Source organism: Pseudomonas sp. DF5 (genome assembly GCF_058148225.1).
On sequence record NZ_JBYVYM010000001.1, the window covers coordinates 255,866 to 273,649 of the forward strand.

12 protein-coding genes are annotated in these 17,784 nt (G+C 62.6%); 1 reads left to right on the forward strand and 11 read right to left on the reverse strand.

Annotation, left to right across the window (positions count from 1 at the left end; translation table 11 throughout):
* Positions 1-82: 82 nt before the first annotated feature.
* The 11 genes from AC30D7_RS01245 to tagH all read right to left on the reverse strand — a co-directional run bounded on the left by AC30D7_RS01245 (position 83) and on the right by tagH (position 16,305).
* On the reverse strand, positions 83-1,825 hold the full coding sequence (locus AC30D7_RS01245) for a formylglycine-generating enzyme family protein (RefSeq protein ID WP_490132724.1): 1,743 nt from the start codon (positions 1,823-1,825) through the stop codon (positions 83-85).
* Positions 1,818-3,014 carry an ABC transporter permease gene (locus AC30D7_RS01250; protein WP_490132725.1) on the reverse strand — a complete coding sequence of 399 codons (1,197 nt, stop codon included), beginning with the start codon at positions 3,012-3,014 and terminating at the stop codon, positions 1,818-1,820. Before AC30D7_RS01250 ends, AC30D7_RS01245 begins: the two co-directional genes overlap by 8 nt.
* Positions 3,014-3,730: an ABC transporter ATP-binding protein gene (locus AC30D7_RS01255; protein ID WP_490132726.1), complete on the reverse strand. Its 717-nt coding sequence runs from the start codon at positions 3,728-3,730 to the stop codon at positions 3,014-3,016. Before AC30D7_RS01255 ends, AC30D7_RS01250 begins: the two co-directional genes overlap by 1 nt.
* On the reverse strand, positions 3,730-6,762 hold the full coding sequence (locus AC30D7_RS01260) for a serine/threonine-protein kinase (RefSeq protein ID WP_490132727.1): 3,033 nt from the start codon (positions 6,760-6,762) through the stop codon (positions 3,730-3,732). The genes AC30D7_RS01255 and AC30D7_RS01260 overlap by 1 nt, the downstream gene beginning before the upstream one ends.
* Positions 6,759-7,490 carry a PP2C family protein-serine/threonine phosphatase gene (locus AC30D7_RS01265; protein WP_490132728.1) on the reverse strand — a complete coding sequence of 244 codons (732 nt, stop codon included), beginning with the start codon at positions 7,488-7,490 and terminating at the stop codon, positions 6,759-6,761. Before AC30D7_RS01265 ends, AC30D7_RS01260 begins: the two co-directional genes overlap by 4 nt.
* Positions 7,491-8,141, reverse strand: coding sequence for a type VI secretion system-associated protein TagF (tagF, locus tag AC30D7_RS01270; RefSeq protein WP_490132729.1), 651 nt, complete (start codon positions 8,139-8,141; stop codon positions 7,491-7,493).
* Entirely contained in the window at positions 8,138-11,635 is a 3,498-nt protein-coding gene (gene tssM / locus AC30D7_RS01275) for a type VI secretion system membrane subunit TssM (RefSeq protein WP_490132730.1), read from the reverse strand. Before tssM ends, tagF begins: the two co-directional genes overlap by 4 nt.
* On the reverse strand, positions 11,632-12,930 hold the full coding sequence (locus tag AC30D7_RS01280) for a DotU family type VI secretion system protein (protein ID WP_490132731.1): 1,299 nt from the start codon (positions 12,928-12,930) through the stop codon (positions 11,632-11,634). Before AC30D7_RS01280 ends, tssM begins: the two co-directional genes overlap by 4 nt.
* A gap of 6 nt (positions 12,931-12,936) precedes the next feature.
* The gene (gene tssK, locus AC30D7_RS01285; RefSeq protein WP_490132732.1) at positions 12,937-14,271 is read right to left on the reverse strand and encodes a type VI secretion system baseplate subunit TssK; all 1,335 of its coding nucleotides are present in this window, start codon (positions 14,269-14,271) and stop codon (positions 12,937-12,939) included.
* A 16-nt stretch (positions 14,272-14,287) separates the two neighbouring features.
* Entirely contained in the window at positions 14,288-14,794 is a 507-nt protein-coding gene (gene tssJ, locus AC30D7_RS01290) for a type VI secretion system lipoprotein TssJ (protein ID WP_490132733.1), read from the reverse strand.
* A gap of 74 nt (positions 14,795-14,868) precedes the next feature.
* Complete coding sequence (tagH, locus tag AC30D7_RS01295) at positions 14,869-16,305, reverse strand: type VI secretion system-associated FHA domain protein TagH (RefSeq protein ID WP_490132734.1); 1,437 nt, start codon at positions 16,303-16,305, stop codon at positions 14,869-14,871.
* A gap of 380 nt (positions 16,306-16,685) precedes the next feature.
* On the opposite strand from tagH, the gene tssA reads away from it, so the two are divergent.
* A complete protein-coding gene (tssA, locus tag AC30D7_RS01300; RefSeq protein WP_490132735.1) occupies positions 16,686-17,723 on the forward strand; it encodes a type VI secretion system protein TssA in 1,038 nt (345 codons plus the stop codon).
* The last annotated feature ends 61 nt before the right edge of the window (positions 17,724-17,784 follow it).

The following is a 17,784-nucleotide window of genomic DNA, read 5'->3' on the forward strand; positions in this document are numbered from 1 at the left end:
TTGTGTTCTCGTTTAAGTTTGACCAGCTCAGCACGGCCCATCGCCGCCTGAGTCCCTTCCAAGCTCGCTGTACAACGAACGATCAAGACCGCTGAGCGTTCGATGCGAGCAATTCCTTCAATATCGCCGCCGGGTCGGCTCGTCGTTGCTGACGATAATCACCGACATGGCGAACGAATAACGTCGCGCGCGTCACCAGGCTCTTGCCCAGTACCGGCTTGCGCTCCAACTCTTCCTTGATGCGTTGAAACTGCGCCTGGATCACGGCATCGGTGTAGCGCGTGCCAGTCGCCAGGTTGTCGATGTAGATCGCCACCGCGCCGTCCAGCGCGCTGCGGCCGTTGTCGATAGCCATGGCGAACAGCTTGGCGCTGGCCTCGTCCTTGGCGTCCACGGCCTGCTGGCGACTCTTCTGCAAATTGGTCAGGCGAATGTTGTAGTTGTTGACGGTCTCGGCCACCAGAGCCGCCGACTGGATCAGGTTGCCGGCCGCTTCCTCGCGCTGTTGGGCGATGAGCGAGACGTTGCGCTTGAGCTCTTCGTTAACCAGCCCCAACTCGGCTTGCAAACGCGGATCGACGCTGGTGGCAATGATGCTGTCCAGGCGTTTGGTCGGATCCTGGGCGTCGTCGATAGCGTCGGTCAGCGAAGCCAGCCGGCCTTCTTTCTGCCATTGGGCAAACAGCTCCTTGTAGCGCGAACGTGGCGCCGATAACGCGCCAATCGCCACCCGGAAACCGGTGGTTTCGTTGTTTTGCTCGGTGCCGTCGGCGGCGAACAGCGAGTACTCGCGGCGCATCCCGGTGAACAAGGTGCCCTCGCCTTCCAGGTAATTGCCGCCCTTGACCACAAAGCCGCCGTAGGTGCCCTGGCGGCGTCCGGCGTGCACCAGCTGGAAGGACTCCTGGACCATTTCGGCGGCGTTGCCGATCACGTCGAACAAGCCAATCGGGTTTGGCAGTTTGGTACCGATCGGCATCAACCGCGCGGCCTGACCGGTGCCGCCAGCGACCTGATTGAAGACCGCCCAATCGGCCAGCGGTCCGTCGCTTTCGCTGCCGTCCAGGCGCCGGGGAAACAGGCGCCCTTCCAGGTCCTGACGGCTGACGGCCTGCCCGCCACGGGCTGCGAATTCCCATTCGACCTCGGTCGGCAAGCGCACAAAACCCAGCCCGCCCTCCTCTGCCGAGGTGCCACGACCGCTCACCGGCAGCAGGTCCTTGTGGTATTTCATCAGCCAGGCGCTGTACACCGCCGAGAAGCGTTCAGCCTCGAATCGCGACAGCTTCACCTTGGGCAAACGCCCGGCCATGCCTTGCGGGATCTCGGCCTGCAACGCCTCGCAGGCCGGCGCCGGCTCGCCGCTGGCCAACGATTGCGCCTGGGCCATGACCTGCGCGTATTGGCGGGCGGTGACTTCGTATTTGCCGATGAAATAGAGCATCGGTTTGAGCGGGGTGTTGGCGTCGGTCTTGGGCATCAACGGGGTGATGCTCTTGCTCCAGTCCTTGGGCAGATCCTTGAGGGTGAACTGGCCATTGATGAAGTCCCGGCGATAACCGGAAATGAACGACTGCTGATAGCCGGCCTCGCCTTCGCTGAACGGGTAACCGAGGCTGATCTCGCGGTCGTCCAGACTGCCCTGGGCGAGGATGTAGACGTAACGGAACACCATCTGCCCTTCGCACGGCAGCGGCAGGCTGACGTCATCGGCCAGCGGCTTGGGGTTGTCCAGCTTGTCGGTGCCTTCATCAGCACCCACCAGACCAGACATGGCCATGCCGGCCAGGCTCAGCGCCACGGCGGCGCCCAGTAACTTATACATCTCGGATTCCTTCACATGCCTGGATACGCGCCACCCGCCAGCCACCACAGACTGCCGCCACGGCACTGACGCCGAGCACGGCCGCCAGGGCCAACGCGTAGTGACGCGCCAGCAGATGGCTGGCGTACTCGCCCGGCATCTGCGCAAATAAATGGTTCAGGCCCGATTGCGCCAGGCCATACAGCCCGGCACTCAACAGGGCGGCAAGGCAGGCGCTGTACAGCGCCTGCACCACCACAAACAACAGCAACGCCGCCGTGGAAAACCCCAGCAGGCGTAACACCGATAACGCTCGACGCTTGCGCTCGACCGCCGCCAGCGCGCCGGCAAAAATCGCCGCGAATGCTCCCGCCACGGCCAATCCGGCGATGATCCAGAACACGATCGACAGGTTGCGGCTCAGCGATTGCACCTGGGCAATGGTCTGGGCCTGGGTCGAGACCAGCAGGTTCTGCGCAGCGAAGTACTGGCGCAGCGGCTCGACATCCTGGAGGCTGCGGGCGTACAGGCGAAACGCCGGATATACCCGCTGCTCCGTCGCGCCCACCGCATCACCTGGCCAATCGAACACAGGCACGGCGCGGCCGTCCCGGTAATCTTCAGCCGCTTCCAGTAACGTCAACGGCGCGAACAATCCGTCCCGGGCGAAGGCTTCCAGCGGCAGAACCTGCAGCACCTGAACGCGAGTGCGCTGCGCCTCGCCACGACCGGCCACCTGCCGGCCAAAACCGGCCTGTAACCAATCACCGGCCTTGGCCCCGAGCTTTTCGGCGGCGGTCTGGCTGAGCAGCACCTGATCCAGCCCTTGGGGTACCGGCAGACTGCCAAGCAACGGATCGTTGGCGGCGGTGGGGATCATTTCGACGGTCACCGTCGAAGCGCCAGCGGCCAGATCCGCTGTCGCGGCAATCTGCCGGGTGCGCGGCAAGGCAAAAGCCACGTCGCTGCGCTGGCTCAACTGTTCGATGAACGCGGCACTGAACCGCCCACCACCCAAGGGAATGATTTCCCGGGTGGCCGGGTCGTTTTCCAGGCGCTCGGTCAAACTGCTGACCAGGCCGAATTTCAAACCGAACAGCACCAGCAGCGGCGCGATCACCGCCACCAGCGCCAATACCGAACAGGCCGACAGCCAGGCATCGTTGCGGTAATCCTGCCAGGCCAGGGAAACCACCAGCGCGCGGCGCATCAGCAGGCCTCCCCGAGGGTGGCGGTGACACCGCCATCGACGTCACGATGACAACCGATGCGCCGTACCTGCAAACCGCTGGCGCGGGCCAGTGACTCGTCGTGGGTGGCAACGACGCAGCACACGCCGAGTTCGCGGGCCTGGGTCACCAGTAACTGCATCACGCGCTCGGCGTTCAGCGGATCGAGGGCGGCAGTCGGTTCATCGGCCAGCAGCAGACGCGGCCCATGGGCCAGGGCGCGGGCGCAACTCACCCGTTGCCGTTGGCCGACGGATAAATCGCCCGGCCTTTTACCCAACTGATCGGCGATATCGAGTGCCCCGGCCAGGCGATCCACGCTGCCGTCGTCTTTCAAGCCGAGCAGTTGGCGCGACAAGTCGATATTGCCGCGCACGTCCAGAAAATCCAGCAGGCCACCGGTTTGCAGCACGTAGCCCAAGTGCCGGCGGCGCAGGTCCGCCAAGGCACTTTGTGCATCTGCGCGCCACAGCCCGACAATGTCCGTCCTGGTTTGGCCGGGCGCAAAATCAAACTGCCCGGCCTGATCCGGCGCCAGCACCAGCGCCAGCAAATCGAGCAATGTGCTTTTGCCGCAGCCACTGGGACCGACCACAGCCAGTTGCTCACCGGCACGCAGTTGCAGCCGTGGAATCACCAGGCTATAGCGTTGGCTGCCGACGCCCCGGCTTTTGTGCACTGCACTCATGTTCAGCATTACGGCAGCGTCGACAACGGAACGCGGTACAAGGCATCACCCGGTTCGGCATCGCCGAAACGCACCCAGTTGGCCAGGTCGTTGTGGAAGGTTTCATAGAGGCGGATTTTCGAGTCCAGCTCGTCGATAAAGTCCTCCTGCTCGGCCACGCTCAGGGAAAGCCATAAATCCTGGGTCATGTTCAGCGACTTGCTGCGGTAGGGCAGCCCTTCCAGGTACTCACCCAGAACCCCGCCATCAGCCAGGTTGCCGCCCTTGCGCAAGGCCGAGGGATCACGGCTCATGTAGGCACTGGCACTGGCGATTTCCTGGAAGAAATTCTTCGGTGAGGTCTGGGTCTTGCGGGCGGCATCGACGATCAGTTTCAGCGATTGCTGCAAGTCGTTGAGCTGCAGTTTGGTCAGCATCACGCACACCTGGAACGCCGGCAGTGCCGGGTTGGTCAAGTCTCGGTCGGCGGTCCAGGCGCTGACCAGTTGCGGCGCCTGGCTGGCGGCTTTTCGCCCCAGGAAGTCCATGTGCATCGCGTAGCCGACGGCCGCCGATTTGTCGGCCAGGCTCGGCGCAGCGCTCAGCAGCGGCGCGGTTTGCGGCTTGTTGCTGCGCACCTGATGCACCAGGTCGGCAAACACCGAACCGATCTCGTCCACCCGCTCACCGAACTTGCGCACATCGGCGCCCGGCACCGGGATGTACAGGTCGCCGATCTGCGGGTTGGCATCGGCGGTCAGGGTGCGATACTGGCTTTGCGCACCGCCATGGGTTTTCTTGCCGGCATCGCTGAGCAGGTGCAAGGCGTAGATTTTGATCTGTTTGCCCAATGCGGCCTGACGCACTTCGGCCTCGTTCATTTGCGTGGCGGCATACGGGTCGTTCTTGCGCAACGCACCGGCATCGGTGACCAACAGAATCAAGCGTCCGCCATAACCGGACCAGTCCATGCCCTCGACCGCTTCCATCACGCCGGCAAATGCATCTTCATTGAACGAATGGCTCGAGACCGTGGACGCCTTGACCTGCCGCGCCAGGTCCATGAAGCGCTGTGGGTCGCGGCCCTGGTCCAGGGTGATCAAGGTTTTGGCGACGTATTCCAGGCCCGGGGTTTTCTGGATGCTGTTTCGAAACCCCACCAGGCCAAAGCTGACACTGTCCAGCTCGCCCCGCTCGGCGATGCGGGTTTGCAGTTGGTAGACCACGTCGCGGACTTGATCGATGTAGGGCTGCATGGACACCGTGGTGTCGACGACCAACACCACGGCGGTGCGAAATGCATCGGCATTGGCGGCGCTGATCGGAGTGTTGCCGACAGTGGCCTTCGGTGCATTGCCGGGGTCGATGGACGCCACGTTGAGCAACTGCACCGCCTGGCCGTTTTCATCGAAGCTCTCGCGCGAATCGAAGATCGGCAACAGATAAAACTGGTTCTGCGGCACCGCGCTGGCGGCCGGTTCCAGGGCCAGCACCTGTTGGTTGTCTTCGTGGTTCTGCTGGGCCTTGAGCAACAGGTTTTTTGCCGCCGAAGGGTCGGCCAGCAGCCGCTCCACTTCGCCGGGTTGACGCAGGAACATCACCGGCGCGCGGCCGGAGCGTTCGGTGAACTTGAGCACCAGGCTTTGCTTCCAGTCGCTGACTTGTTCGGCCGGCAACCAGCCGTCACTGCGCCCGTCGGTGGCGGCGCCGACGCGTAGCCACGGGCTGCCGGCAACCTCTTGGCGCTGATAGACGTACAGCACGGAAAACGCCGGCAAGACCTTGCCGGGCGTGGCTCCTGCTTCATCGGCAAGTTTCGCCCCCGGCTTGCTGAGCACTCGCTGGAACAAGGTTTTTTTGCCGGCCATCAGCAACGGACGCTGACCATTATCGACTTCTGTCGCCACAGGGGGGGTCACCGGTGGCGCCACGGCTGGCGGCGGTGTTTTGACTGGAGGCACTGAAGCCACTGGCGCCTTGGCGTCTGCTTCGACGTCACCAGACAACCACCAATAACCCGCGCCACCCAAGGCCAGCACCACGGCTACCGCAACAGCGGCAAGCGCGAACACCGGCCCCTTGCGCTGCTCCGAGGCCGGGGATTGCGGTGCCGACTTCACCGTCGGCGCAACAGGCTTGGCTTGGGGTTGTGGCTGCGCGGGGCTGCTCGGTATATCGATGGACACCGGCGTCAGCCCCGCCAGGTCATTGCCCATCGGAAGGGGCAATGGCCGGATCGTTGTCGCTTCAACCGATTCACGCGGCAGATTATCCAGCGCCTGCAACAGCGCTTTTGCATCCGGGAAACGCTCCGCCGGATCCTTGGCCAACAGCTTGCGCAGCACCTCTTGGTAACGACCGTGGTGCACCGGCAGCTCCGGCAACGGTTCGGTCAAATGCGCCAGGGCTGTGGAGAGTGCGTCGTTGCCGGTATACGGCAGTTTGCCGACAAGGATTTCGTAGAGCACCACGCCCAGGGCATACAGGTCGGCCCGACCGTCAATGGCCTGGCCGCGCGCCTGTTCCGGGCTCATGTAGCTGGGCGTGCCGACGGCGAAACCGGCCTGGGTGAATTGGGTGCGATCGTCCAGGGACTTGGCGATGCCGAAGTCCGAGAGCACCGCCGTGCCATCGGCGCGGAACAGAATGTTCGCTGGTTTGACATCGCGATGAACCAACCCCAACCCATGGGCATAACCGAGGGCCGAGGCGATCTGGCGGATGTAGATCAGGCCCTGCTCCGGCGTCAGGCCGGCGGCGATGCGCTCCTTGAGCGTACCGTTGGGCAGGTACTCCATGGCCATGTAATACAGCTCACCGACATTGCCGATGTCATGGATGGTGACTGTATGCGGGTGAGACAGGCGCGCCAGCGTCTTGCCTTCGCGCAGGAAACGCTCGCAGAAACTCGGATCGGCCGCCAGCGCGGCGGCCATGACCTTCAACGCCACCTTGCGCTCCAGCGAGCGCTGGGTCGCCAGGTAAACGCTGGCCATGGCGCCCTCACCGATCTCACCGTCGATGTCGTAGCCCGGGATAAGAATGTGCGCGGTGACGTTCATGACGGCACCTTCACGACGATGACAGTGATGTTGTCCGGAGCGCCACGCATCAGGCCCAGGGACACCAGGCTGCTGGCGATTTCCCCTGGCTCGTCGTGGCCCAGCACCTCGCGGATCTCATGGTCTTCAACCGTTTTGTTCAGCCCGTCGCTGCACAACAGGTAGCTGTCGCCAGGCTTCAACAGCAGCTCGACCATCGCCAGTTCCAGCTGTGCCTGGACCCCGACAGCGCGGGTGACAATATTGGACCGCGGATGCACCCGGGCTTCAGCTTCGCTGAGCAGGCCGCTGTCCTGCAGATCCTGAACATAACTGTGGTCCCGCGAGATACGCTTGAGCCGACCATCACGCAGACGATACAAGCGGCTGTCACCCGCCCAAAGGCACACCCCGCGCAAGTCACGCGTTGCCAGCACCACCACCGTGCTGCCCATCATGGTCACGCCGCGGTTGGCGGTTTCTTCACGTACGGCGGCATTGACCCGCAGCAGGTCGAATTTCAACGCCGCGACGTATTCATCCAGCGAGCGGCCCACGGCAATGCTACGCAGGCTGTCGACAATCAGGCTGCTGACGTAGTCGCCCGCCGCGTGCCCGCCCATGCCATCGGCGACCACCCACAGGCCTTTTTGCGGCAGGTCCAGGCAAGCGTCTTCGTTAACCTGACGGACCATACCGACATGGCTTTTGCTTGCAGATTTGAGGGTCCTTCCTACGCTTGAATACATCTACACAACACCTTCTTGGCCGAGCAAAAATTGCGCAAAATCAGCGGCGGCCGGCAGACCCTGGCACCGCAACAAACCGGGGGCGATGCGCTCCGAACCCTGGCCCCACCACACGCTGGCGCCTTCGCAGGCCTGTTCGGCAAGGGCAGTCATTCGCGCCTGCGCAGCGGTGGCATCAAAGCGATGCAGGCCGGCAAAACGGCTGCTCGGGGTGCGCCGCAGGTACGCCGGGCTGCCCAGCATCTCCAGCCCTGCACCGAAGGCCTCGAAGCTCGCCTCCACGCTCAAGGTGCTCAACATCAATTGCTCAACCTGTTCAAACCAGGCATCCGAACCGCCGATCACCGACGCAGGATCGGCGTCGTGATCCAGCAGTACCGCGACGGTCAGTGGAAAATACCGGCCCACCCGATCGACGCTCGGCATCACCACCCCGACGACGGCCTGCGGCCCACACACACCGGGCGCGACCATAAAGCGCCACAGTGGACTGACCAGATAGGCATTGAGCCAACGGTCCCCAAGGCTCTGGCTGGCGAGCAACCCCGCCGCCAGCCACGAATCCCAGGGGCCGATAAAACTCTGCGGCAAGCCACGACTGACAAAGTCCCCGCGACTGGCCAACTTTCCATAGAAGCCCGGCGTGCTCATAAACGCTCCGGCAGGCTGAAACCACTGAGCACACGGCTCTTGAACGGGTTGAAGGCGCTATTGGCCCGCAGCTCATATGAGGCGCTGGCGCCGTCGACCCGCAACCGCAGGTTGAAGCGGTCCGGCGAGTTGCCGGCGGTGAGATCCGATTGCTCGAGCAAGCGGAACCAGGCCCAGGGGCCATCCAGGGTGATGCCGGACCGACCGCTGGTCGAAGGCGGCATGATGGAGATCCGCACCACACCGATGCTGCCGGGGTTGGGCCATTGCATGGCGGTCGGACGGCTAGGGCCGTGGTCGTAGCTCAATTGCTGGCCGTCGAGGTCGAGCAAAAACTGGGTGATGGTGGCATCCATGGCCACGGGCTTGAGTTCGAAACGCACCATCGGCTGGGTGCCTCCGGAACGAAAAAACGCATCCCGGATGGCCGCTGCCCTCTGGAAGGTTTGCAACACGCCCGGGGCGATACCGAGCTTCTGCGCGGCGCCCGGTTGCCAGCGCCAGGCCTGGGTCGAGGTATCCACGTAGGGCTGCAGGTATTTGCGGAAGTAGTTGTCCATCACCCCGCCCACACCGAAGAACTGGCCAAAGTCGTCGAGGGTCGCGTCCCGCGCACTGCCCGGCGACATCGGATAACGCCCGGCCAGGGACTGGCGATAAATGTTCACCACTTCGCTGGTCCAGGCCGCATTCAGTTGATTGCGTACCCCGCCCATCATGCTGTTGGTGGTGGAGTTGACCACGGACTTGACCAGGCCCTGCACCAACGCCGGTTGACGCTCGGCGTTGAGACTGACCCGTGTCGCGGCAGCCGCGGCCTGGTTCTTGGCTTCGCCAAGCAAGGCGTCGCCGCTGGCACCGACCATGGCGCTGACCTGCACATACAAGGCGTTCATGTCGGCCAACAGGCCGTCGATGGCTGCCGGCTCGCCTTCGTTCTTGCTGACAATGCTGTTGAGTTCAGCAAAGTGCGCGGTGACGGGGTCTTCACTCGCCTCGGGTGTGTTTTGCATCTGCTCCTGGCCGAGCAAAGTGCCCAGGCGCTCCTTGAGTTTGTCGACTCCGCCTTCCACCGGCGCCCCCTTGGCGGCCAGCAGGCGTTCTTCCTGTTGCAGGTCGGTTTCCTTCGCCACCGCCACCAGCAGTTTTTTCAACGGTGAAGTCGGCCCGGAAATCACCCGCAGCACATCGGCGGCCTGGGCCACGCTGGTGATCGGCACGAAGTCGATATCAGCCAGCAAGGCGTCCCACTGACGCTGGAAGTCCTGGAAGTACAAACGGCGTACGTCGGCGGCCAGGCTGGCGACGTTCTGTTGTTCTGCCTGATCGCGACCGAGCACCCACTGCTCCTCGGCCAGGGTACCGGTCTGGTTCAGGCTGGCGAGCAAAAAGCCCTGGCGATAACCCTTGGCCGTGAAGAAGCCGCTCAAGGGTTCGCCCAGCGGTTTGCCACTCTTGCGACTGAACACCAGCGCAGCATCGCGTCCGGCCGCTTCGTTGAGACGAAAGTCCGGGATACCGTCTGGCAGTTTCTGCCGCTTGATCCGGTCATAGACACGCTGGGCCACCGGCAACTGTTGCAATTGCCTGCGCAGGTCATCGATCAGGCGCGGGTCGAGACGCGCGGTGGGCGGATGGCGCTCGAACAGCGCCTGCAAATGCTCACCGAGGGCAACACGCTGCTCGGCCGGCAAGTCGCGCGGCAGGCTGCGGTCCCAGTCCAGGGCGATCCATGCCTTGATGAAATCAGCATCGTAATGCTCGCTGTCGGCGAGCATCAGGTAGGCCTTCAAGCCTTCGTAAAGGAAGTCCGAATTGCCGCCGCCGTGCAGTTGCTCTTCGATACGCGTGAGCAAACGAGGCGCGAATACTGCGATCAACAGCTTGCGATAGACACTGCCGGACTCGGCTTCAAGCATGTCGCCCTGATACAGGCCGAAGCCTTCAGCCCAGTTCGGCGCGTCACCGGCCAAATGTTTCACCGCGTTGAGCAACGGCAGTACCGCGAGCACGTCCCGCTGTGCCGGGCTGAGGTTCTGCACCGTCTGGCCCAGGGGGGCGACCTTTTGATCGACTTGCGCGATATACGCCTGGTTGGCGCGATAGCTGACCCACCACAAGGTCCCGACCACCAGTACCAGCGCGACGCTGGAGGCCAGCACACCTCGGGCGATCCACTTGCGCCGACGTTCGACTTTCGGGTTCACCCCCACCAGCCCACGCTCGGCAAAGGCTACGGCGCTGAAGAGCTTTTCGATGAAGTAACTGCGCCCGGTACCGTTTTGGCGTACCAGGTGCTGACGGTCCAGGTTCATGCTCTGGGCCATGGAGCCGATCAGCCGGTCAATCGGGCTGCCTTCCTGGGTGCCGCTGGTGAAATACACCCCGCGCAACAGCACCCGCTCTTCGAAGGCATTGGGCTTGAACACACCCTCTAGGAAGCTTTGCAGACAATCTTTCAATGCACCGAACTGCTGCGGGAAACCATAGATCAGATCACGTCGCGCCGGGTCGCGTTCCTGCTGCAGGCGCTCCACCAGCCGATCGTTCAGCCGTTGCTCCAGGCCAGCGAATTCGCTTTGCAGATGGGCCAACGGACTGTCATTGCCTTTACCCTCGTCCAAAGCGAAGGTCATGCCCCAGACCTGGGCCCGCTCTTCCTTGCTCAGGGTGTCGAAATACTCCATGAACCCGGGCACCAGATCGAGTTTGGTCAGCATCAGGTAGATCGGGAAGCGCACGCCCAGTTGGGTGTACAGCTCCTGAATGCGCAGGCGTATCGCGGCGGCATGGGCGGCCCGTTCGGCATCGCTACCCAGCAGCAGGTCGGAGAGGCTGATGGCAATGAACGCACCGTCAATCGGGCGACGGGCTCGCTGCTTTTTCAACAGTCCCAGAAAGCCCAGCCATGCAGCCTTGTCGACCGTCGCGTGGCTGTCCTGGGTGGTGTAGCGGCCTGCGGTGTCGAGCAGCACAGCCTGGTCGGTAAACCACCAATCACAATTGCGCGTGCCTCCGACGCCGCGCACCGCACCGGCGCCCAACTGCGCCGCCAACGGAAAATGCAGACCGGAGTTGACCAGCGCCGTGGTCTTGCCCGAACCCGGCGGGCCGATGATCACGTACCACGGCAATTCGTAGAGATTGCGTCGTTCATCGCCGCCCAGCTTGGCTTTCTTCAACAGCGTCAGGGCTTCGTCCATGCGTTGACGCAGGGTTTCGAGCTCTTCGGCCGTTGCGACGCTGGTCGGGTCCGGCGGGGTTTGCGCCGCCAGGCTGCGCATGACTTCGGCGGCCTGACGGCGGGCCTGGATGATGCGAAACACCCGATAGGCGATCCACACCGCCAACACCAGAATGATCAGCGCCCAGCGCCGGCCTTCGGGCACCAGGAGTTCGAGCAGCGGCCCGACAAACCAGATGATCAGGCTCAGGGCGATCAGCCCCAGCAACGGAATGACCCAGCGGGTCATAAAACTGAAAAACGCCTTCACTCGACCCCCTCCGCCAACACAGTGATTTCGACCCGACGATTGCGTGCGCGGCCTTCGGTCGTAGCGTTCGAGGCCAACGGCTCGGTGTCGCTGCGGCCTTCGGCGCTGAAGCGCTCGGGCTGGCCGGTCTTGGCCGAAAGGATTTGCAGCACCGAAGTGGCCCGCGCCTCGGACAACGCCCAGTTCGATGGAAACCTCAAGGTGGCAATCGGGCGATTGTCACTGTGGCCGGTCACCCGGACCTGGCCCTTGACCTTGCGAATGGCATCGGCGATGCGCAGCATCAGCGGCTGGAAATTGTCGACGATACTGGCGCTGCCCGAGGCGAACAGCTCATCGCCACGGATGGTCACCACTGAACGGTCAACGGCATCTTCCACAGCCACCCGGCCGGCCTTGATTTCATCAGCGAGAAAACCGGCCAAGCGTGGCCGCTCGACCAGTTTCGGCTGCACCACCGGACGGTCGATGGCCTGCACCGGGATCTCGCCCAGTGCGTGAATGTTTTTAAACACCGGTTCGGCATCGGCGGCCAGTTTCAGGCGCAGGCCGAACAACAGCGCCAGCAGCAACGCCACGCCGATGACCACGGCGATCCATGGCGGCATGAATTGCGCCAGCCGGTCGCGGGCCACGGAGACGCCGCGCCAATGGGGCGACAGTTCACGCTCATAATCGCCACGGGCGCTGCGGATGACCCCGCTGGTGCGTTCACGCAAGGCTTCCAGTTGGCTGCGACCGTCCTTCATGACCCGATACCGCCCTTCGAAACCCAGGCACATGCACAGGTACAACAGCTCCAGCAGATACAAACGTTCGCGGGGGCTTTGCAGGCAATGTTCCAGGAGCTGGAACACTTTCTCGCCACCCCAGGCTTCGTTGTGCACAGTGATCAGCAGGCTTTGCTTGCCCCAGTCACTGGCGCCGCCCCACGGCGTACTCAACACCGCTTCGTCCAAGGCAGTGCACAAGGCGTAACGGGCCAGCAACACATCATTGCGCACCACGCCGGCGGCCTCGGCGCGCTCCTCGAACTGGCGCAGGTAGGCCAGTAGTTGCGCTCGCAGACTCGCCGGTGCCGGATGAGCAATGGTGTTGCGCAGGCGAGTCAGCAAAGCCAGCAGCGGGCCAGCGGCACTCTCCAGGGGGTTGAGACCTTCGGCTTTACCGGTCAACAGCGGCGCGGCCGGCATCGACAGCGGCGCGGGCTGGGCGCGACCAGGATCCGGGCGGGCCGGGTCGGCGCCTCGACCACCGGGTGTCGGCATGAACTGGGTACGATCGTCATTGTTCATCGCGGTTTATCCTCGGATCGCCCAGAAAGCCAGGCTCAGCCCCGGGAACTGGCCCGCGATGTGAAACGCAAAACCGCCAGAGTTGGCCAGTTGTTGCCAATGCTCGCTGCCCCGGTCGAGTTCGTAATAGGTGGAGCCCGCGTGATATGGAATCTGCCGTGGCGCCACCGGCAGCGGCAGCAGGCCGATGCCCGGCAATTGCAGGTTGACCATGTCGCGAATGTGTTCCACCGAGCCGATTTTGCTCTGCAGGCCGAAGCGGCTGCGCAGGGTCTCGGCAGGTACATCGGCGCGCACCACCAGGATAAAGCTGGCGTTGTCGAGCAGGGTCTTGTCAGCCAGCATCGCCACATGGATGCCGTAGGCTTTCTCAACGATCGGAATCGGCGTGGCCTTGCTGTCGATCAGCATCGACAGCGCCTCACGCAGGGCTTGCATCACCGGCGCAAAACTCAGCGCCAGGTCATCGTGCTGGTACTGCGGATACTCCTGCGGTCGCCGCCCGGAAGCGGTAAAGGTAGAGAACTCTCCGGCCAGGCTCACCAGTTCGCTGTAGAACCGCTCCGGGTGCAACGGGCTCAACCGGCTCAGGTGCTGGATCAACGGCTGGGCACGGTTGACCAGTTGCAGCAGCATGAAATCGGCAATCTCCGAGGCTCCGCCGGCACCGGACGCCACCACCCGCCCGGCGAGGGCTTCGCCGCGTTGATGAAGCAGGCCCAGTAGCTCGTTGCGAAACGCGGCCAAGGGATTGGAGGCGGCCACATCCAGCAACGGCGGGATGTAAGTGTCGTCGAGCACCAAGGCACGGTCAGCGCGTTTCTCCTTGATCCGCACCAGTCCGATGGCGGCGTAGTCGCTGATGCCATCCTGGGCGATCAATAGTCGCAACGCCCTCGAACCCACGGCCACCGGCGCCTGGTTTTCGAATGGCGCGTTGTCGTCCCGAACCTCGCGCACCTGGCTCACGTAGCGCGCAGCACCCAAGGCTTCGCCTTCGTCAACGGTGTCACGCGCACCGGCACGCTTGAGCGGCAAGGCCAGGTACACCACACCGTCGCGCAGGCTGTCATCGACATTCAGCGGGCTCGGCGCCAGGTCATCCTGGGGAATGTTGAATGGCGTGCCGTCCGGCAACAGGCCGCGCGCCGAGATGATCGCCAGTTTGCCCTGGGCCAGCAGTCCCTGATCGATCAGCAATTCGGAGAACCCCCAGGCACCGGCCGACAATGGGCGGCTCCGGGCGTCAATGAGGTTCTCCAGATAACGGTCATGCTGTTGGAAGTGCTGCGTTCCAATGAACATGCCTTCCGACCAGACCACGCGATTGTTCCAGGACATGGGGAGCTCCGATTGCTTATTGGGCAGGGCTGGATGGGGGAACCGCGATGGCGCTGCGCACGGCTCGCACGTCGAGGCTGATCTGGTATTCGGTGTATTGGCGCGGCGGGACGTTCATCACCGTGCGCCACTGCGACTGATCCAGTTCGCGGTACCCCACCAGTACGCCGATATGACGAGTGGCCGGGTCGAGATTGCGCTGCAGGCTCAATTGCTGGCCGGGCTGGATCAGCACTTCGTCCTGGTCGATCAGATCTGCACCAAGCGTCGCCTGGGCTCGCTCGGCCAGTGCGAAATAATCGGAACGACCAAAGGTGGCAGCATTTTTCAATTCGAAAATGCGCACCCGGACCGGGGCCGGATGGCCAGTGGCGCCGGGGTTGAGGCCGGCAATGGCGTGAAAGTGCAACTCGACGGCGGCCGTGTCGGCCTCAGCCTCTACGGCCTGGGGTTTGGCCGTCTCCCTGGCACATGCGGTCAGCAGAAGCGCGGTGGCGACTGCGAGTAAAAACCTGTGAATCATCCTGCGTCCTCAATGACGTTTCAGCTATCCGTTGTTCCGTTCTTTGCTCTGATGCCGTTATGCAGCGGCGACGCTCAGCGGCGGCGTTGCCTGGTACTGTGTTCTTCGTAGGCGCGGCTGAATTCCCGACCGAACAGGTCCTGGAAATCCTCTTGGGCCTCACGGGAAATATTGCTGTAGAGCTCAGTGAACTGCTGCCAGTACTGGGCTTGTCGCGAGCCATTGAAAATGCTCGACAGGCCTGCGGGCTTGCCCATGCGCTCTTCAAGTTGTGCCGGCTCGAAACGCGTCAACAGGTGCTTGATCGCCGCTTCCACACCGGCCATCACCGCCAGCTGATGGGCACGCAAGTCATCGAAGCTGTCGCGCACCGCCATGTCCGGCGCCATGAACGCCTGATTGCTGTGGCGCAACAGCAACAACAAGGCTTCATCGACGTTGGGAGCGAATTTCAGCGGGTTGTTTTCTACCGGTTGAATCATCGTCTGCTGAATGCGGAACTCGCCCTTGAGGCTGCTGCGGGCGCGCAAGACATCAATCAGGCCTTCGACCATCAGCCGATAACTGCGGCCGATGCATTCCATCTGAGCCTCGGCCTGGGCCTTGTCCAGGCGCACTTGATCCAGCCCGGCCCCGCGCAAAAAAGCTTGCAACAGGTCGGGTTGAGCATCCTCGGCCGGGCTGGGCGGATTGACCGGGCGCTCAACGATGGCCACGGGTGGTTCGTGCCGTTGTGGTGGCTCGACCGGTGCCTCGATCGGTACGCTGACTTGAGGCACCGGCGGCACAACCTCTGCAACAGGCAAGGGGGCGACCGACAAGGGCGCAACCGCAACCGGCACGGGCTTGTCGCTGAACAGGTCCCAATCTTCCGGAATCACTGGAGCTGGGGCCGACGTCAGCGGCACAGGCTCGGCCATGGGCCTCGGGCTGGGGATCGGGGTCGGTGGGCGGAAGTCATGTTGTTCGACCGGGACATGGTCGGGCTGGGTGGCTGGCGGGATACTGCTCGGTGCCAGAAAGTCGAACAGGTCCGGCAGCGTGTCCATGGTCGACACGCCCTGAAAATGTGCAGGGGGTGCCACAGGCAACGGGGTCGGCGTCTTCACGACGGCGCCTTGGCGCCCCATCAAGGCATCGAAGCTACTGGAGGTGTCGGCAAAAGGGTTGCTGTCGGTCACCGGCAGATTGAAATCAATGCGTGCCTGGATTTCATAATCACCGATGCGGATAACTTCCCCATCTTGCAAGGGCTCGCTGTTTCCTTTGCGCAGACGAATACCGGCCTTGACCAATTCCACACCATTAGTGCTGTTATCGGTTAAATAATACCGGCCATCTTTATATTGAATAACGCAATGCTTACCGGAAACCAAACGCTCTGGATCGGGCAATACCCAGTCATTGTCAGAATTACGGCCAATTGCCATCGCGCCCTGATCCATCGACTTTTCAGGGCACTGACCAGGGGTAATCTTGTGATAACTAGTAATAGTCAAACACAGCGGCATCTTGCCTCCTTGCTGCACACATTGCGCACCGTCGAGTGAGGGGACTATGCCCAAGCGACTCAACGACATACCTTGCAAAAACCTCTAAAAACCGCTTATTGCCAGCATGATTGCCGATCTTAACCGGCTTACGTGACAATAAACCTGCGCCAGTGTCTGCCTCGACCTATCGGTCGCGCGGGTTGTTAAACACCTCACAACTGTCACACAGGAGAAATAGCTTACCTTGACAAGCCACAACTACTACACCAAAAATGAAATACTTTCTTGAATATGCGTAGTGGCACTTTGAGATCTTCGAGCCTCCAAAGAGCCACTACCTCAAGGAAACATGTTAGTTCCATTTGGAATTGATATGAACGATATGGAGATCAATTTCAGTGGAAGTGCCTTTGCTGCTCGCCGCCGTTTCCGCGACTTCGCCTTGCGGTGAAGATCTGGAATATGACGCGGATTTTTTGCGCCTGGAACGCGATTCCCAAGGCCAGCCCGAGCGCAGCATGGGCGATTCGATATTGCCTGCTGAACCTCCTGAATGGCGCAGCATCCAGCAGCAAAGCCTGGACTTGTTGCAGCGCAGCAAAGACCTGCGCATTACCCATTTCCTTCTGCAGAGCTCCCTTGCCCTTGAGGGCGTCACCGGCCTGGCCCGCGTCCTGACGTTGATCAGCGAATTGCTCAAGCAATACTGGGCCGACCTGCACCCGCGCCTGGATGCCGAAGACGACAACGACCCCACCGTGCGCATCAATGCCCTCACCGGCCTGACTTCCGATGTCACCATTCGCCTGCTGCGCGAAAGCATCCTGGCCCGTTCGCGAACCTTTGGCGCTGTCAGCCTGCGCGCCGCCGCCAATGCCAGCGGCCTGCAAAGTTTCCCTGACGAAAACCTCGGCGCCGAACAACTCGCCGGAGCGTTCCTCGACAGCGATCCCGAACAGTTGGACATCATCCGCAAAGCCTTGCACGAGGCCCGTAGCGCCGCCGAGGCCATCGAGCAACACGTCAGCGAACAAGTCGGCTCCGCCCAAGGCGTTGACCTTGGCCCGTTGAAGCAACCGCTCAAAATGGCCCTGCAGATTCTCGGCCAGTTCGCCCCGCAGAGCGGCGACAGCCCCCTGCCCGATGCCATCAGCAACGACAGTGCCGCGCCGGTTGATTACGCCACCGCACCGAGCGCACCTCGCAACACCAACGTCAGCACCAGCAGCGGCGAAATCAACAACCGTGACGACGTGCTGCGCAGCCTGGATCGGATTCTTGCGTATTACACCCGTCACGAGCCTTCCAGCCCGCTGCCGGTGCTGTTGAACCGGGCAAAGAATCTGGTGCACGCCGACTTCGCGGCGATCGTGCGCAACCTGATTCCCGATGGCATCAGCCAATTTGAAAACCTGCGCGGACCAGACAGCGAATAAAAGCGTACGGATCACGCAGTCACGTCACCGGCACCGCCGATGACGCCAACACCGTCGCTTG

Bases quoted from the DNA above. Each gene is read 5' to 3' on its own strand.
- AC30D7_RS01245 (WP_490132724.1), bottom strand. From the start codon at position 1,825: ATGTATAAGTTACTGGGCGCCGCCGTGGCGCTGAGCCTGGCCGGCATG.
- AC30D7_RS01250 (WP_490132725.1), bottom strand. From the start codon at position 3,014: ATGCGCCGCGCGCTGGTGGTTTCCCTGGCCTGGCAGGATTACCGCAAC.
- AC30D7_RS01255 (WP_490132726.1), bottom strand. From the start codon at position 3,730: ATGCTGAACATGAGTGCAGTGCACAAAAGCCGGGGCGTCGGCAGCCAA.
- AC30D7_RS01260 (WP_490132727.1), bottom strand. From the start codon at position 6,762: ATGAACGTCACCGCGCACATTCTTATCCCGGGCTACGACATCGACGGT.
- AC30D7_RS01265 (WP_490132728.1), bottom strand. From the start codon at position 7,490: ATGTATTCAAGCGTAGGAAGGACCCTCAAATCTGCAAGCAAAAGCCAT.
- tagF (WP_490132729.1), bottom strand. From the start codon at position 8,141: ATGAGCACGCCGGGCTTCTATGGAAAGTTGGCCAGTCGCGGGGACTTT.
- AC30D7_RS01280 (WP_490132731.1), bottom strand. From the start codon at position 12,930: ATGAACAATGACGATCGTACCCAGTTCATGCCGACACCCGGTGGTCGA.
- tssK (WP_490132732.1), bottom strand. From the start codon at position 14,271: ATGTCCTGGAACAATCGCGTGGTCTGGTCGGAAGGCATGTTCATTGGA.
- tssJ (WP_490132733.1), bottom strand. From the start codon at position 14,794: ATGATTCACAGGTTTTTACTCGCAGTCGCCACCGCGCTTCTGCTGACC.
- tagH (WP_490132734.1), bottom strand. From the start codon at position 16,305: ATGCCGCTGTGTTTGACTATTACTAGTTATCACAAGATTACCCCTGGT.